General features: G+C 40.8%; 13 protein-coding genes, 2 pseudogenes, 1 riboswitch and 2 other annotated features. Of the genes and pseudogenes, 5 read left to right on the top strand and 10 right to left on the bottom strand.

Annotated elements, in window-relative coordinates:
- The 8 genes and pseudogenes from ACY3FQ_RS08030 to ACY3FQ_RS07995 form a co-directional block, all read right to left on the bottom strand.
- Positions 1-612, bottom strand: a 612-nt coding sequence (locus tag ACY3FQ_RS08030; protein ID WP_489773819.1) for an amidase, incomplete at its 3' end; no start/stop codon positions are given.
- A gap of 54 nt (positions 613-666) precedes the next feature.
- Positions 667-2,096 (bottom strand): annotated as a pseudogene (locus ACY3FQ_RS08025) (GGDEF domain-containing protein).
- A 256-nt stretch (positions 2,097-2,352) separates the two neighbouring features.
- The gene (locus tag ACY3FQ_RS08020) at positions 2,353-2,580 is read right to left on the bottom strand and encodes a hypothetical protein (protein WP_279666505.1); all 228 of its coding nucleotides are present in this window, start codon (positions 2,578-2,580) and stop codon (positions 2,353-2,355) included.
- A 182-nt stretch (positions 2,581-2,762) separates the two neighbouring features.
- Positions 2,763-4,007, bottom strand: coding sequence for a D-amino acid dehydrogenase (locus ACY3FQ_RS08015; protein WP_279741078.1), 1,245 nt, complete (start codon positions 4,005-4,007; stop codon positions 2,763-2,765).
- A 132-nt stretch (positions 4,008-4,139) separates the two neighbouring features.
- A riboswitch (glycine riboswitch) is annotated at positions 4,140-4,226 on the bottom strand.
- A gap of 241 nt (positions 4,227-4,467) precedes the next feature.
- Positions 4,468-5,076, bottom strand: a complete 609-nt coding sequence (locus tag ACY3FQ_RS08010) for a hypothetical protein (RefSeq protein WP_489773818.1) — start codon at positions 5,074-5,076, stop codon at positions 4,468-4,470.
- Positions 5,077-5,718: 642 nt separating this feature from the next.
- The gene (gene aroC, locus ACY3FQ_RS08005; RefSeq protein ID WP_004693021.1) at positions 5,719-6,810 is read right to left on the bottom strand and encodes a chorismate synthase; all 1,092 of its coding nucleotides are present in this window, start codon (positions 6,808-6,810) and stop codon (positions 5,719-5,721) included.
- 15 nt (positions 6,811-6,825) lie between these two features.
- Positions 6,826-7,836, bottom strand: coding sequence for a 50S ribosomal protein L3 N(5)-glutamine methyltransferase (prmB, locus tag ACY3FQ_RS08000; protein ID WP_010326759.1), 1,011 nt, complete (start codon positions 7,834-7,836; stop codon positions 6,826-6,828).
- 105 nt (positions 7,837-7,941) lie between these two features.
- A complete protein-coding gene (locus ACY3FQ_RS07995) occupies positions 7,942-8,364 on the bottom strand; it encodes a lysozyme inhibitor LprI family protein (protein ID WP_489773817.1) in 423 nt (140 codons plus the stop codon).
- 193 nt (positions 8,365-8,557) lie between these two features.
- On the opposite strand from ACY3FQ_RS07995, the gene ACY3FQ_RS07990 reads away from it, so the two are divergent.
- The 4 genes from ACY3FQ_RS07990 (at position 8,558) to ACY3FQ_RS07975 (ending at position 13,129) form a co-directional block, all read left to right on the top strand.
- Entirely contained in the window at positions 8,558-8,863 is a 306-nt protein-coding gene (locus ACY3FQ_RS07990) for a hypothetical protein (RefSeq protein WP_201706538.1), read from the top strand.
- A gap of 157 nt (positions 8,864-9,020) precedes the next feature.
- Positions 9,021-10,394 (top strand): ABC1 kinase family protein, encoded by a 1,374-nt coding sequence (locus ACY3FQ_RS07985; RefSeq protein WP_004693012.1) that lies wholly within the window; start codon positions 9,021-9,023, stop codon positions 10,392-10,394.
- 222 nt (positions 10,395-10,616) lie between these two features.
- On the top strand, positions 10,617-11,912 hold the full coding sequence (locus ACY3FQ_RS07980; RefSeq protein ID WP_489773816.1) for an acyl-CoA dehydrogenase family protein: 1,296 nt from the start codon (positions 10,617-10,619) through the stop codon (positions 11,910-11,912).
- A gap of 17 nt (positions 11,913-11,929) precedes the next feature.
- The gene (locus ACY3FQ_RS07975) at positions 11,930-13,129 is read left to right on the top strand and encodes an acyl-CoA dehydrogenase family protein (RefSeq protein WP_489773815.1); all 1,200 of its coding nucleotides are present in this window, start codon (positions 11,930-11,932) and stop codon (positions 13,127-13,129) included.
- 273 nt (positions 13,130-13,402) lie between these two features.
- Here ACY3FQ_RS07975 and ACY3FQ_RS07970 read toward each other — a convergent pair.
- Both ACY3FQ_RS07970 and ACY3FQ_RS07965 read right to left on the bottom strand, forming a co-directional pair.
- Positions 13,403-14,172, bottom strand: a pseudogene (locus tag ACY3FQ_RS07970) (IS5 family transposase).
- A complete protein-coding gene (locus ACY3FQ_RS07965) occupies positions 14,094-14,342 on the bottom strand; it encodes a transposase (protein WP_489773814.1) in 249 nt (82 codons plus the stop codon). Before ACY3FQ_RS07965 ends, ACY3FQ_RS07970 begins: the two are co-directional and overlap by 79 nt.
- Before the next feature lie 541 nt (positions 14,343-14,883).
- Between ACY3FQ_RS07965 and ACY3FQ_RS07960 the strand changes: the two genes are divergently transcribed.
- Positions 14,884-15,447, top strand: a complete 564-nt coding sequence (locus ACY3FQ_RS07960) for a lytic transglycosylase domain-containing protein (RefSeq protein ID WP_126036612.1) — start codon at positions 14,884-14,886, stop codon at positions 15,445-15,447.
- Between the two features lie 282 nt (positions 15,448-15,729).
- Positions 15,730-16,602 (bottom strand) — a sequence feature (23S ribosomal RNA rRNA prediction is too short).
- Positions 16,603-16,611: 9 nt separating this feature from the next.
- Positions 16,612-16,973 (bottom strand) — a sequence feature (23S ribosomal RNA rRNA prediction is too short).
- Between the last annotated feature and the right edge of the window lie 140 nt (positions 16,974-17,113).

Here is a 17,113-nt window from a genome sequence, read left to right as displayed (position 1 = left end):
TTCACTCATATCTGGGCCCCACGGCGTACGTCCACGACTTGGTTTTAAACCAAATAAACCACAATACGATGCAGGAATTCGAATCGATCCACCGCCATCTCCCGCACCCGCAATGGGAACAATTCCTGCGGCCACCGCAGAAGCGGAACCACCCGATGAACCACCACTGTTATGTTTTAAATTCCAAGGATTATGACAGGCTCCCCAAGCATCTGATTCTGTAATGCCTTTGATACCAAACTCAGGGGTATTGGTACGCCCAAAAGTTAAAATGCCTGTGTTTTCCCAACGGTTTACAATTTCTGCATTATGTTCTGCAATATGGCCCGTACGTTTAAATGCTTGGCATCCATAAGATGTTGGATAACCTGCATATTCTTGAAATAAATCCTTTACTAAAAATGGCACCCCAGCAAATGGGCCAGACAATGCATTTTGCGCTCTGTTCTTGGCATAATCATGCATCGGAATAATAATCGCATTTAAAGCAGGATTGGTTTGTTGGCTACGCTCAATTGCAATTTGTAATAATTCAGCGGGATGGATTTGTTTTTGTGCAACCAACTCAGCTAAACCCAGCCCATCATAACGAAGGTATTCAGAAAAATTCATTTTTATCCAAGTATCTATAGTTTTTATTGTTTTATACTTTTACTAAATTTTAACCTATGAGGCAAGTTGTACTTGATTGCGTCCTAAAGTTTTGGCTTGATATAACGCCCGATCAGCGCGATTTAACAAGCTCTGTAGGCTATTTTTCGTTGGTAGAACTTGGTGCACCACACCAAGACTCACCGTCATACTCAAAACCGCATGCGCCACTTGCGTTTTTGAAGTAGCGACAGCACGGCAGATACGTTCTGCAATGATTTGCGATTCAATTTCAGTGGTATTATTTAGCACCACCACAAATTCTTCACCGCCCATACGTGCAAATAAATCCTGCTCACGTAAATTACTTTTTACCGTCGTGGCAAAACTTTGTAGCAATACATCACCAATATAGTGACCATATTGATCGTTCATTTTCTTGAAATGATCAATATCTAATACAATAATAGTCATCGACTTAACCAGATTTTCCTTCAATAATTTTTCAGTTTGAGTGAAGAAAAAACGGCGATTTCCCACATGAGTTAAGGGATCGTGGTTGGCTAGATAGAGCACTTCTTTATATAGATCATGACGATTACGGCTCACAATACATAAAAGTAAAGGTGCAATCATCAACATGCACAGCCCTATACTCACCGAAATAGAAGTGGCCAAGAAGTTATCTGCTGTACGTGAAATATAATAGGTCGTTAAACTATGATACGTCACAAAACAAACCAAACTGTTAATGATACTCACATAAAATAAGTTGTAACTCAAAGCCGCCCAAATCAGCCCTGCTAAAGGGAAAAGTAAAGCACCAGGGCCAAAGAACAGATGAGTACATGCCACAGAAATTAAAACTGAGAGTAAGGGTAAAACATCGACAAACTGAGTTTCGCACTGTCTACGGTTATTCCAAAGATACTTTAATTTCTTCGCTGCAGGAAAGGTCAACATGAGGGGTAAAAGTGAAATACAATTTAGCACTTCCCCTGTCCACCAAATATAAAACTCAGCCCACAGGTCTTGCGTGCTCATAAAGGTGTGTGGCATATACGGAACGACCGCAACGGCAAATATCGCGCTGGAAAAACACCCAAGAAAAACACAAACCAAGAAAAGATAAAGAAAATTTAAGCCTTTGTTATATGCACGATAGTCAATTTGTAAATAATGGATAAAGAATAAAGACACGCCTACCGTCATAAAATTGGCGATTGTTAAAGCCAACGTCAGCTCAAGATGATTCCCTGTGACTAAGTCTGCCGACATATAACCAATAAATGCGCCCAACCAACCACCGACATTTCTGAGTGGCTTAACCGTAAAAATAAGCCGATCAATACTGCATTAGCTGGCCAAAAATAAGCGAAATATGCAATCGGTCGAGTGAATATCCCAAGCAAACAGCAGACAAAAATCACCGTAGCAACAATCAAAAATGCTCGGCCATGCTGTTTAAAATTCAACGAGACTTTTGTGAGCTTAACTGCGTACAAAATATTTCCTTATTTTTACATGAGTTATGATTAAACATCATGTTTTCTACTGTCTATTTGCTTGCGAAGGATGCATTAATGAAAAGTATTACAGATTGACAATATTTACTAAATAAACTCTATCGATTGTTCGTTATGGTTTCAATATAATTTTTTGATTTATATCCTGAATCTAGATATTTACGATTAAATGCTGATATCACTCTCACCCATTAAAAAAAGCCTCCACATCGGAAGGCTTTTTTTATCTCTGGACTTATTTTGCTTCAGACGCTGCCGCTGGTGCTGATGCATCTGCTTCTTCAGACTCTAAAGGTGCAGCATCAATCATCTCTGGACTAACTTCAATATTGGTCACTGGTGTCTCAGTTGCTGAACTTTCCACTGACGTTTGTTCAGTCTCTTGTTTTTTGTCACTACACGCAGCAAGCGACAGCATCGTTGCAGAAGCTAAAACCACCAAAGCCATTTTCATGTTAATCATTATCCACCTTCACATTAGTCATCAATTGCTTGAAACCATACTACTTATTTTTGCTCAAGTTTAAAGTATTCGTTTGTGAGCAATCTTTTGAAATTAAGGCAGAATTATAACATCATTGCACAAAAATGATAAAAACAAGCTCAAAGCAAGCTTGTTTTTATCCCTCCAAGGGTGCACTCGAATTAAACAGGATACGCTGTCGCGACTTCCTGACTAATCATTGCCGCAGTTGCCGCTGATAGCGTCCAACCTAAGTGCCCATGTCCTGTATTAAAGAACACACGTTCTAGCTTTCCACGGCGAACTACAGGCATCATATTCGGCATCATAGGGCGAAGACCCGCCCAAGGGACTGCATGCTCTGTCGAAACTTTAAAGTTCCGATTGGTCCAGTCAACCAGAGGTTGTATCCGATCTGCACGGATATCACGGTTATAGCCATTAAACTCAGCAGTACCCGCAACACGGAAACGATCTTTACCTAAACGTGAAGTTACAATCTTCGCGCTTTCATCCAGCAAACTCACCCACGGCGCATTTTGCTGACTCTCTTCGTCATTTAACATCACCGTAATCGAATATCCCTTTACAGGATAAACATTGACGCGTTCTTGGACCAATTCAGCCAATTGATAGCTACCCACCCCAGCACAAACCACAACAGCATCGGCAGCCAACATTTCCACTTCATTTGGAAGCAGTTCAACATTTTCTGAACTGGGTTGTAACTTCACTTCAACACCTGAAGTTAAATGTTCGATATCTGTCACATCCATACCAAAACGATACTTCACACCTAACTTTTTGGTGACTTCAGCCAAACCCGTCGTGTACTTATGAATATCACCGGTCGCATCACCTTCACAATAAAATCCAGCATAATAATCGCCGGTCAATGTCGGCTCAATTTGCTTAATTTCTTCATTGCTTACGCCGCAACGTTCAAGTCCACCTTTATTGAGTAAATCATTGACTCGGATGGCAACGTCATAATCTTGTTTATTATGATAAAAATGCAAAATACCACGTTTTTCTAAATTGAAGTCGATTGACTCTTTATCCGCAATTTCGAACAAGCGTTGACGAGCCAATAAAGCCAAACGTACTGTTTCGTGGGTATTGGCCTCATAATGTTTAATATTGCCCAAAAATTCCATCAGCCATGCATATTTATGTACACTAAACGCAGGATTGAGCAATAAAGGAGCAGATTTTTGAGACATCCATTTCATGCCTTTCAGCACTGTCGATTTTTGGTTCCAAACTTCCGCATTGCATGCAGACAGTTGTCCACCATTTGCAAAAGAAGTTTCCATGGCTGGAAATAAATGCCGATCCACAACTGTCACTTGATAACCCAGTTGACTTAATTCATACGCAGTTGTGACGCCTGTAATTCCAGCACCAATGACAACGACATGACACATAGACACCTCCTTTTTATTGTTTGATGTCAACCCCATCTGTCATGTGTACCTGAGAGCTTCGATCTAAAACATCCCATGACGTTTTAAACCATCCCCTTCGGTGAGTGATTGAACACTTCTCTCCAGAGTTTTTTCATTATTACAGTCCTTTTGCCTGAGAGTTTCCGGGGTCGTTGCTCCTTCGGCGAATGCAGAACATTTCTCTCCTGCAATAATGCTTATTATTCTATGAGCAATTTATATACCATGTAATCACCCAATTGGAAACTGCTCTTAAAGTATTATCTTTCGTTTATTTTTATAGAGTACAACCTCAGCTTAGGACAAGCGTTGCACTATACTGGCTAACATGACTATCTTTTGCTTCAAAAGAGGACGCATGCTGTCGGACATTAGCGCTATCTAAGATCATCTAAACATTTTTAATAGTGATGATTTATACATCTTAAGATGCTTCATTCTATTTCTCTCCTGTATTAAAAGAATGAATGAGTTGTTCTGCATCTTGATAAATTTCTTGCCAATGTGGCAGTAGCTCACTGTGAAAGTCTATAGTGATATAACTCGTATTAAATCCATAATTGGGCTGATGTGTATTAAATTCACAACTTGTTGCCCCATCCTTAAAATAAAGACACTTAATGGTTAGGCTTACCCCTTTACCTTTACGCTCCTGCCAATACACCTTTTTTCCAACACCGTCATCACTTTTTACGTCTATTTCGTAGAGTCCCAAATCTGAGTTAAATGTTTTTGTTTCATCTATCCATATTTCACTCACTTCTTCTCCACCAGAAGAAAACATTCCTTTTCTTAATTTGATTTTTAAATAACCAAAATAATTAAAGAAGTCTTTATTACCCCATTTCTCTTTCCAAGCGGAACGTTGGTTTAATGCGATTGTGATATCATTTTTAAACTCAGAACCTAGTCTAAAGCCTTCTCTAGATGCTGTCATTTCGGGCCATTTCACTGTCAAATCAATACTTTGGATTTGATCATCACAGCCTTTGGCCTCGTGTTCTTCTTCGATATTTTTTCCCCAATAATTCACACCTTGATAAGTCACTCTGCCATAATATAAATACTACTTATCAATGAGCATGTGCTGATCACCAAATTTTCCACAAGCATATAAGCGTGCTTTGACTTTTTCAGGGTCATGCATACTGTCATAGCCGTATATCCACAATGAAATAACCAAAACTGTGAGTAATGATAAAAATATAATGGTGCCTCTTCTGACTGTGCTTATTTTTTATTCATCCCCATTCCTTCTTATTTAAAAAAATCAAATATCTAAATGACTTAACCCGAATCGCGGATAAAAAGTTGACTTGAACAAGAGAAGGTCTAGAGCCATTCGTTGAGTTAACACACTAAACTTACGACGCTAGCCCTTATGTTCCTTGTGCCATATACGGCTCATACCCAATTATTCTGTGTTATTGATGATTTCTTTCAGAAATGAGAAAGACTCGAACTCTAAATTTGTTTACTCAGTAAGAGCAAATGAAGATGAATCAAAGGTTGTCCTACATTGGCACTTAATAGGTAAGATGCCGTTTTCTGAGTATCGTGATAACCATAACGTGCATAATATGCCAACAACTCTTTTCTTACATTTAAGATTAGCTTTCATACGCAAATAAAAAAAGTCAGACCGAAGTCTGACTTTAATGTCTATTCTCTTAAATATAAAGAGAATTTTCTAGTATTCAATCGGTACAAATGGTGCAACGACGTCTGCATTTTGAGCACGATGACGCAGAAAGTGATCCATTAAAACAATCGCAAGCATTGCTTCTGCAATCGGAGCCGCACGCACACCCACACAAGGGTCATGACGACCTTTAGTTAATACGTCAGTATCTTCACGATTAATATTGATGGTTTTACCCGGTGTGGTAATAGATGCTGTTGGTTTAAGAGCAATGGCCACACGAATGGTTTGACCACTCGAAATACCGCCCAAGATACCCCCTGCATGGTTCGCAAGGAAGCCATCAGTGGTTAACTCATCACGGCTCTCATGTCCAAACTGACCAGCAACGGCAAAACCATCACCAATCTCAACCCCTTTGACCGCGTTAATAGACATCATGGCATGGGCAATGTCAGCATCTAGACGGTCAAAAACAGGCTCACCCCAACCTACAGGCACTTTTTCAGCCAAAATTTCAAGCTTTGCGCCGCAACTGGTACCTTGTTCACGCAATGAAGTCACCAGTGCTTCAAAACGCGGTACGGCATCGACATCGCCACAGAAAAATGGATTATTAGGTACTTCATTCCAATCCAATTTTTCCGCAATTTCAGTCCCAATTTGGGTCACATGACCACGAATTAAAATACCAAACTTTTCAGCCAAGTATTTTTTCGCAATTGCACCCGCAGCCACACGCATAGCTGTTTCACGCGCACTTGAACGACCACCGCCACGGTAATCACGGAAACCGTACTTTTGTGTATAAGTATAGTCTGCATGTCCCGGACGGAAGCTTTGTGCAATATTGCCGTAATCTTTGGATTTTTGATCGGTGTTACGGATCAATAAACCAATTGGTGTGCCTGTTGTTTTACCTTCAAACACACCTGAAATGATTTCAACTTCATCAGGTTCTTTGCGCTGCGTCGCAAATTTAGAAGTGCCCGGCTTACGACGGTCTAAATCTTTTTGTAAATCGTCTGCTGTAAGCTCAAGGCCCGGTGGAATACCATCCACAATCGCCATTAAGCCTACACCATGAGATTCACCACAAGTCGTTACACGGAAGAGTTGCCCTATACTATTACCTGCCATGTCTAACGACTCCTTTTATGCTTGAACAGATTGAATGAATAAATCACGGAATTGACGGCATTGAGCAGCGGTCAATGCAAAGATTCCTGTACCGCCTTTTTGGAACTGTAACCAGTAAAAATCAACAGTATTAAAGTTTTGGCGCATTGCCCATTCAGAATTACCCACTTCAATCACGATGAGACCATCTTCAGTTAAGTAATCTGGCGCTTGAGCTAACATTTTACGAACCAAATCTAAGCCATCTTGACCTGCTGCCAGAGCCAATTCTGGTTCATGGTGGAATTCTTCAGGTAAATCTGCCATGTCTTCAGCGTCCACATAAGGTGGGTTCGACACGATAAGATCATATTGATTTTCAGCAGGAATTTTGGAGAACAGGTCAGACTCAAGTAAAGCCACTTGATACTGTTTGTCGTGGTGTTCCGAGTTAATTTGAGCCACTTCTAAAGCTTCTTTAGAAATATCCGTTGCATCTACTTCGGCATCTGGGTAGGCATAAGCCAAAGCAATCGCGATACAACCTGAGCCCGTACACATATCTAAAATACGTTGTGGCGTTTTTGGATTCGGGTTTTCTGGCAAGTTATTGACTGCCTCACCCATTTGTCCATTTTCACCTAAGCAATAAGGCGCAAAACGGTTTTGAATCAATTCTGCAATCGGTGAACGTGGAATCAGTACTCGTTCATCGACATAATATGGTTTGCCATCAAAATAGGCCAAATTAAGCAAATACGAAGTCGGTACTTTTTCATTAATACGACGTTCTAATAAGCTTAAAACTTCTGTCTTTTCGCTTGGTAGTAGCTTCGACTCTAAGATTTCAGCATCCGCATTCCAATCTAAAGATAAAGTTTGTAAAACCAATGCTGAGCTTTCAGCAAAATAGTCTTCTGTACCTTGACCTAAATGTGCATCGTATTGACGTAATGCTGTCACTCCAAAACGGATAAAATCACGAATTGTGCTTAAGTTTTCAGCGGCTTCCTGTATATGTTCAGGGCTAATAGTCGGGCGATCCACTAAAGGCGTCTCCAAGGTCATAATAAAAACGCCTTATGATACCCTGTTTTTCTATGATTTATAATGTTTTGATGCACAGCAAACACATTTTCATACGCTTTGCTCTTATTTGCTTATACGGCCTGTACGTGCTTCATACATATCTGCACGGGTTTGCGTCATTTGCATCAGACACGAAATACGCTGTAATTCAGTCTTTTCATTTTTCACGATAGGTTTGTTATTACAAATCTGATCACGCTGCGCCAGCCATTGCTGATGAGACTGTTTAACCAGTCCTTGCTCTTCTGCAGGAGCCTTCGCTAAATACGGCTTAAATACTTTCTTTAAGCGTTTCTTTTGTGCTTTATATTCTTTACTCATGCATGCATCAATTTCACTCAACACATTGCCAGTTTGCTTCATGCATCCTTCATATTTTTTAGTTGGGCCCATTGCATAGGCTGAACCACTTAATAATCCCACAACAAGCAACGCACTAAATATTTGTTTCAATTCCTTTCCCCAAAGCAAATTTTCTTCATTCATTTTTTAATCTAGTCATTCACAACATCTACGTGCTGCAGCGCTTTAATATAACATCCTATTTTGTATGAACATACTAGCCCTCTATAAAATTTCCACCACACAGCTTTTTACATGAACTCACAGGCTTTGCATTGAAACCTGATCAAACAGCCTTATTATAAAGTGAGTTCTTCTGCCAATATTCCCCAAACTTATGAGTTATAAACACAACAACTTAATGGCGATGCGTGAACGCTATTGGAATGACACTGAAAACAATCATGTCGACACTGAAAAAGCTTTCTTTCAGAAACTGTTACAGCAGCAAGGGATCTATGAATGTGCAACCATTGAAGATGCTCGATACTTCTTTTTTAGTCTACCAAGCATCATCATTGTTAAAGGTTATGCACATGGATTTATGCACCAACCGGTACAAGAGATGATCCTGCAACACATACAAACGCATAAAGATGAATTGATTCAGAAAAACACACTTAAAGTAAAATTTCGTATGTAACAATCCCGATTAGGCTGTATTTAGATGGTTGCTTAACACTTATGGCCTTTTTTAACTCGAGATTCAGCAAGTTGAACTTTTTTAATACGTGAATACACGATATTATCCGTTACAATCTAAAATGCTGCCCTTGCTGATGAAAGGATTTTACTGAATTATGTCAGATCACAACGATAAGCTTAAACAACTGAAAACCTCCTCTATGGATCGTCGTTTATCGATTGCCAAAGCTTCGTTGCTTGCTGGAACACGTTGGGCTGCTTCTAATGCGACAACTATGTTTTCTAGCGAAGAAGAAAAAGAAAAGAAACGCAAAAAAGCAATGAAAGAACAGGCCGATTATCTTGTTTCTGAAATAGGCAAACTTAAAGGTTCTATCGTCAAAATTGGCCAAATGATGGCGCTTTATGGTGAACACTTTCTACCTGAAGAAATCACGCAAGCCTTAAATACTTTAAATAATCAAACGGTCGCTTTAGCGTGGCCTGCGATTAAACAGCAACTGCACAGCCAGTTGGGTTCTAAACTAGATGATTTAACCATCGATCATGAGCCACTGGGCACTGCATCACTGGCACAAGTCCACCGTGCAACGCGTAAGTCTGATGGTTTAGAGATGGTATTGAAAATTCAATATCCTGGCGTTGCTGAAGCCATTGACTCAGACATGAGTCTGTTCAAAAACATGCTTAAACTGACACGAATGGTTCCGCAAACACGCGAGTTCGACCAATGGTTCGATGAAGTTCGTGAGATGATGCACCGTGAAGTGAATTATAAAATTGAGGCTGCAACTACACGCCGTTTTGCCGCTCGCTTAAAAGAAGACCCACGCTACATCGTTCCGCAAATTATAGATGGCTACTGCACAGACCAAGTATTGTGTATGACATTTGAACGTGGCGTGCCGATTAACAGCCCTGTCATGCTGTCTCTGCCGCAAGAACGTCGCAACAAACTTGGCGAAGCATCACTTGAAATTGCGGTACGCGAGATTTTTGAATGGGGTGAAATGCAGACCGACCCGAACTTTGGTAATTACCTCGTTCGCTTAGGCAATGGCAATGACATCTTGGATAAAATCGTTCTGCTTGATTTTGGCGCAATCCGACAGTTTGATGAACACTTACTTGGCGTTGCACGTAAGCTCATTCATGCTGGGTTTAATCATAGTAGTGAAGAAATGGTTCAAGCAATGACAGGCTATGAGTTTTTCGACTCTATCCCTCAAAGCATTAAACCGGATATGGCTAAAGTCTTCTTACTTGCAACTGAAGCATTCAGCAGCCCAAGCAACAACCCAGACTTACCTGCTGGTGTTATGGATGAACACTTTGCTTATGACTGGAAAGCAAGCCAACTTCATAGCCGTGTAATGCAACAAGCTTCTAAGTCTATGGCATCTCGTTATTTCAGTGTTCCACCCAAAGAGTTTATGTTTATCAGCCGTAAATTCATTGGTGCTTATACCTTTATGACTGTGATTGAAGCGAAAACCAATGTTCGTGCAATGGTCAAAAAATTTATCTAAAGGCTCATTGACCAAAATGACATTGCGTCATTTTGGTCAATTGATCCATCATTTCAATTCCAAACGATTCAATAAAAAATCTAAAAAACAAAATATTAGAATAATTTAAAATACACCACATACCGTTTATCTTTGACAATACATCATGTCAGTCATGACATAGTTATTCGTATGCCGCTATGTCAGCATAAAACCACAGAATAATTCTGCTGGATGAAAATAATGACAAATATGGTAAATAAGGCGCAGGGATTTGGCTTATCACTGATCACAAAAATGGCAAGTAGCGACGTACTTGACCAATTAAAGCTTAGAAAATTTGTGGAGAAATCGCTATATCAAGGCTCAAAAGCGGCCTATAAGACTTTATCAAAAACACAAAAAGCCTTTAAAGCCAATAAGGATCTGCATAAACAGCGACTCAACAATCAAGAAAAATCATTATTTGATCTGAGCTATTCAGAAGATCAGCAAATGGCCATCGACACCATGTCACAGTTTGCCGCCGATATACTTTACCCGTTAGCCGCAAGTGCCGATCAAAATGAAACTTTTCCAACAGAACTTTGGCAATATATTGAAGAGCTAGGTCTGAACTTTTATGCTTTGCCTGAGGCGCTTGGTGGTGTCGCTGCTGAGAAAAATATTTTGAGCAATATACTTATTGCAGAGCATCTGGCCAAAGGTGATTTTAGTTTAGCCGCGGGTATGCTCTCTACCTTTAGTGTAATTAATGCCATTACACAATGGGGTTCTGAGCAAGTACAAGCTTTATATTTAAATAGTTTTGTGCAAGACAGTAGCATTCGCGCTAGCTTTGCAATTCAAGAAGTTACGCCTGCTTTTAATCCTTACCTGTTAAAAACCAAAGCCATTTCATGTGATGGTCAATATTTTATTCAAGGTGAAAAGACACTGGTACTATTGGCTGAAAGTGCAGATATTTTCCTTGTCAGTGCTGAACTTAATGGCCAAGCTGAAGTTTTTATTCTCAGACGGGATGAAAGTATTCAGTTTAAAAAATCTCCCGCTATGGGACTCAAAGCAACGGAAACAGCAACTTTAATTTTTAATCAAACCCCTGCTTTACGCTTAGGTGATGAAGATTTCAACTACACGGCATTTTTAGACCTCGGCAATTTAATGTGGTGTGCAATGGCGGTCGGCACATGTGAAGCGGTCAAAAAATATTGTATTGAATATGCCAATGAACGTACCGCCTTTGGTGAACCAATTTCTCACCGTCAAAGTGTTGCATTTATGATTGCCGATATGTCCATCGAAATTGATGCCATGCGTATGCTCATTCTAAATGCCGCAAGTCTAGCTGAATCTGGGCAGACATTTCACCGTGAAGCCTATTTAGCACGCTTACTTTGTGCCGAAAAAGCCATGAAAATTGGCACCGATGGTGTACAGATTTTAGGTGGGCACGGATTCACCAAAGAACACCCTGTTGAGCGTTGGTATCGTGATTTACGTGCAACAGCGATTGTTCACTCTGGTCTACATGCATAATAAAAAGGAAAACTGGCATGAATTTACAAAACCCTAAAAAATTTAAATTACTGATTGATCAAGCCCACCAAGTGGCCATCAATGTACTTCGCCCTATCTCCCGAAAATACGACAAAGCTGAACACAGCTATCCTAAAGAACTGGATATGTTGGCATCTTTGGTCGATGGTATGAATGAAGGCGGTGAAGGTATGAACGTGGGTGCTGCTATCGGTAAGCGGGGCACCAATGAACAAGGCAATAAAAATGGAGTGAATCTCTCTACCGCTTTAAGTGTAATTGAAATGTGTTATGGAGACACCGCTTTACTTCTATCAATGCCCCGCCAAGGGTTGGGAAACTCAGCAATTGCAGCTGTTGCCAATGAAGAGCAGTTAGAGCTTTTCAAAAACACATGGGCAGCCATGGCAATCACTGAACCAAACTGTGGTTCGGACTCAGCCGCGATTCGCACCACAGCAATAAAAGATGGTGAAGATTACATCTTAAATGGTGAAAAGATTTTCGTGACTTCAGGAGAGCGTGCTGACGCTATCGTCGTTTGGGCAACGCTGGATAAAAAATTAGGCCGTTCAGCGATCAAATCTTTTGTGATTCCTAAAAGGACTCCTGGCATGACAGTAGAACGTTTAGAACATAAACTAGGAATCAGAGCCTCTGATACCGCAGTTATTCGTTTCATCGACTGCCGAGTGCCAGCAAATAACCTACTGGGAAATGCGGAAATTGACATTGCTAAAGGCTTTGCTGGCGTGATGGAAACTTTTGATAATACCCGTCCGCTCGTTGCAGCCATGGCTATAGGCTGTGCCAAGGCCTCGCTAGAACGGATTAAAGAGATCTTCAGCGATTGTTTAGATCCTCAATATATGGCCCCATACTTACAGACGACTTATATTGCGAGCCAAATTTATCGCATGGAAGCCGAATGGGAAGCGGCTCGTTTACTGACCTTAAAAGCCGCCTGGATGGCAGATAACAAAAAGCCAAACTCAAAAGAAGCCTCTATCTCCAAAGCCAAAGCTGGTCGAATTTGTAATGAAATCACCCTTAAGTGCGTCGAACTTGCATCAACAGTCGGTTACAACGAAGATGAGCTTTTAGAAAAATGGGCAAGAGATTCTAAAATTCTAGATATTTTTGAAGGTACGCAACAAATTCAGCAACTCATCATCGCGCGCCGTGAACTCGGAAAGTCATCAAGCGAATTGAAATAAATTAAAACATCCCTTTCGGACATGTTGAAGCCATGGTTTCTCTAAATAAAGAATCATGGCTTCACATTGAAAGTAATGTAAATAAGAAAGCGTTGGACTTAGATTCATGCTATCTAACAACGGCTGAACTTATTTGTTGGGCTTCAAAAAACGTATCGCTATCACAGAATTTAGATTTATTGAGTAAATTTAATATTAGATAAATGTTTTTAATTTTTTATGGCTTTGTTGCATAAACATTCAAAAGCTGAGTTTTCCCCAATCCATTCAAATTTAAGTGACAACTTGGGTGTGAGGTCTACCTAATTCCGTAAATCTATTCAGAACTGCCACACGCGCATGAATTTCATTGACCTGACTTTGAAAATGTCTTGCAGTCAGCTTATCTCCTAATAATTTGATGCAATGCATCTTGGTTTCCACCAAACTGCGACGGTGATAGCCCGACCATTTTTTCCATAGGGTTCTGCCTAAATGTTTAACCGTTTGAAGTAACTCATTTCGTTCTATTGAACTGATTTTAGAATCTTTCCAGGGCTTGGCATTCTTTCTGGTGGAATTACTGCATGTGCTTGACGATCTGCAATCAATTGTCTGCAGCACTTCGTGTCGTACGCCCCATCGGTATAGACAGAATCTATTCGCTCATCTAGTGGGATTTGATCCAGTAAATCACCTAGTACTTGTGAATCACTGACATTATTTGTCGTAAGCTGAACGGCACGTATTTGCAGTGTTTCAGCATCTATAGCAATATGCAGTTTACGCCATTGCCGACGGTATTCAGGCTGATGTTTCTTACGCTTCCATTCGCCTTCACCTAAAAATTTTAAACCTGTAGAGTCGACGAGTAGGTGTAACCCATCACGACTTTTCTGATAGCTTATCGCAATATCAATATGCTTTTGTCGTCTGCAGAGGGTGGAGTAATCTGGTGCTGTCCAATTCAAGCCACTGAGTTTAATCAGGTAATCAGGCTTTGAGCAAAGCCAGTGACCATACGTAAAGAAAGACGGAATAGAGATTTGATCATTAAACAGCATTGAATCGCTGTATCGGAATAAGTTTGATTTCGTCCGTGCTTGCCTTGTGGTTGTGCATACCATTGGGTCTTCGGATCAAACCAGATTGAAATATTCCCACGCTTGATTAAAGCTTGGTTATACGAGGACCAATTGGTTGTACGGTAGATTTTAGGTGCAGGCTTCTTCATCTGGAAATTATATTGCTGAAGAAGCCTTCAAGAATAGCTTTGTGCAACAAAGCCATTTTTTATGTATCTCCACTCTATTTTTAAACATTATCGATGAGCATCATAAAACAAATATTCAATACTGTTTTCCATATGTGAGAAATACCCTTTTTTGAAATTTGAAACTTTTTATAAGTCCTCAGTCATGTCTTTACATTAGGCCTTATATCCTCATAATTTCAAACTTAATATTTGGAGAATAGCAAGTCTTACCAATGTAGATACTGCTTAGGCTATTTGCTATAAGCAAGAGGAATTTCTTTGACTTGTCCATGCAATCACCTATAAAGAAGCTAAATACGATGGGTTTATATGACAAAACTATCTTTGCAAGCGGGTCTACTCACAGCATAAAATCTAGGATTTCGATTAATCACCTCTATTTAGCTTAAATAAAGTACGGATTTAACAAAACCATAAAATAGTCCCTTCTGTCTCAACTTGACTGTAATTGCACAGCTCAATATGATCTTCTCAGACATTATACCAATGGATATACAGTTTGCTGAATTATCAACGATACTTGCCAACATCTCATATTAAAGCTAAATCTGTTTTAGTTTTAACAACAACTTTTTTAATATTTACTGGTTGTGCATCACTTGGTGGCGGTTCCGTTGAAAAGCGTTCAGCAAAATTAGCCAATGGCATTCAAAAGGCATATGCTGTTGAACCAACTACAGCACTACGTATTGCACCCATGATTGTACAAAGTGCCGATCGCTATAATGTCGATCCATTACTAGTTGCGGCGGTCATAAGACAAGAGTCCAGCTATAGAAATTATGCTGTTTCCCCTGCTGGTGCTATTGGACTTACCCAAGTTATCCCGCGCTATTGGCAACAAACCTGCCCTGGCGATTTATTTGAAGAAATTAATAATATTAATTGTGGCACTTATATTCTCGCTAACTATAACCAAAAAGCAGAAAGTTGGCCCAAAGCTTTGGCTTATTATAATGTTGGTCCAACAGGCTACCATTCGAGCTGGAAAATGAAACGTCAAGGAAAGAAATATGCCAAACAGGTTAAAGCACATCAAGAAAACTTAAAAGGTGCTCTATAACCTCTTATAAATAAGACATAAAAGCCAGAAATGCTGGCTTTTTTGCCATTTAAGCCCTTATAGATAGCTTATTTCCGGCTCTTTTCATCTGATTACTTCTTCTTATTTTTCCTTATTAAATTTTAGAGGCTATGTTTTAGCCAATCTTCTTATTTCCCTAATTTTTAATATTTTCAGCATAAAAAATCCCCCTCTGCTTATCTAGCTTTATAACTAAATCAAGTTGTTTGCAGTGATTTGAACCACAACACCAACTGTTTGGGTGTTGTATAGTCAAGCCTCACGAGCAATTAGTATTGGTCAGCTTCACATATCACTATGCTTCCACATCCAACCTATCAACGTCGTAGTCTTCAACGGCTCTTTAGAGGACATAAAGTCCTAGGGAAATCTTATCTTGAGGTAGGCTTCCCGCTTAGATGCTTTCAGCGGTTATCCCTTCCGAACATAGCTACCCGGCGATGCGACTGGCGTCACAACCGGTACACCAGAGGTTCGTCCACTCTGGTCCTCTCGTACTAGGAGCAGATCCTCTCAAATTTCCAACGCCCACGGTAGATAGGGACCGAACTGTCTCACGACGTTCTAAACCCAGCTCGCGTACCTCTTTAAATGGCGAACAGCCATACCCTTGGGACCTGCTTCAGCCCCAGGATGAGATGAGCCGACATCGAGGTGCCAAACACCGCCGTCGATATGAACTCTTGGGCGGTATCAGCCTGTTATCCCCAGAGTACCTTTTATCCGTTGAGCGATGGCCCTTCCATACAGAACCACCGGATCACTAAGACCTACTTTCGTACCTGCTCGACTTGTGGGTCTCGCAGTTAAGCGCGCTTTTGCCTTTATACTCTACGCGTGATTTCCGACCACGCTGAGCGCACCTTCGTACTCCTCCGTTACTCTTTAGGAGGAGACCGCCCCAGTCAAACTACCCACCAGACATGGTCCTCGTCCCGGATAACGGGACAGAGTTAGAACCTCAATATTACCAGGGTGGTATTTCAAGATTGGCTCCACCGAAACTAGCGTCTCGGTTTCAAAGCCTCCCACCTATCCTACACAAGTAAGATCAAAGTTCAATGTCAAGCTGCAGTAAAGGTTCACGGGGTCTTTCCGTCTAGCCGCGGGTACACCGCATCTTCACGGCGAATTCGATTTCACTGAGTCTCTGCTGGAGACAGCGCCCCCATCATTATGCCATTCGTGCAGGTCGGAACTTACCCGACAAGGAATTTCGCTACCTTAGGACCGTTATAGTTACGGCCGCCGTTTACTGGGGCTTCGATCAAGAGCTTCGCTTACGCTAACCCCATCAATTAACCTTCCAGCACCGGGCAGGCATCACACCCTATACGTCCACTTTCGTGTTTGCAGAGTGCTATGTTTTTAATAAACAGTTGCAGGGGCCTGGTTTCTGTGGCTGCCAATAGCTCAAGGAGTAAATCCTATCACCGTCGGCAGCGTACCTTCTCCCGAAGTTACGGTACCATTTTGCCTAGTTCCTTCAGCAGAGTTCTCTCAAGCGCTTTGGTCTACTCGACCTGACCACCTGTGTCGGTTTCGGGTACGATTCCTATGTAACTGAAGCTTAGAGACTTTTCCTGGAAGCATGGTATCAGCCACTTCACTGTACAAGTACAGCTTGCTATCAGTTCTCAGCATA

The sequence above is a fragment of the Acinetobacter sp. AB03 genome (genome assembly GCF_058107045.1).
Note: the sequence above shows the minus strand (reverse complement) of the source record. Positions and strands in the feature narration are given on the sequence as shown.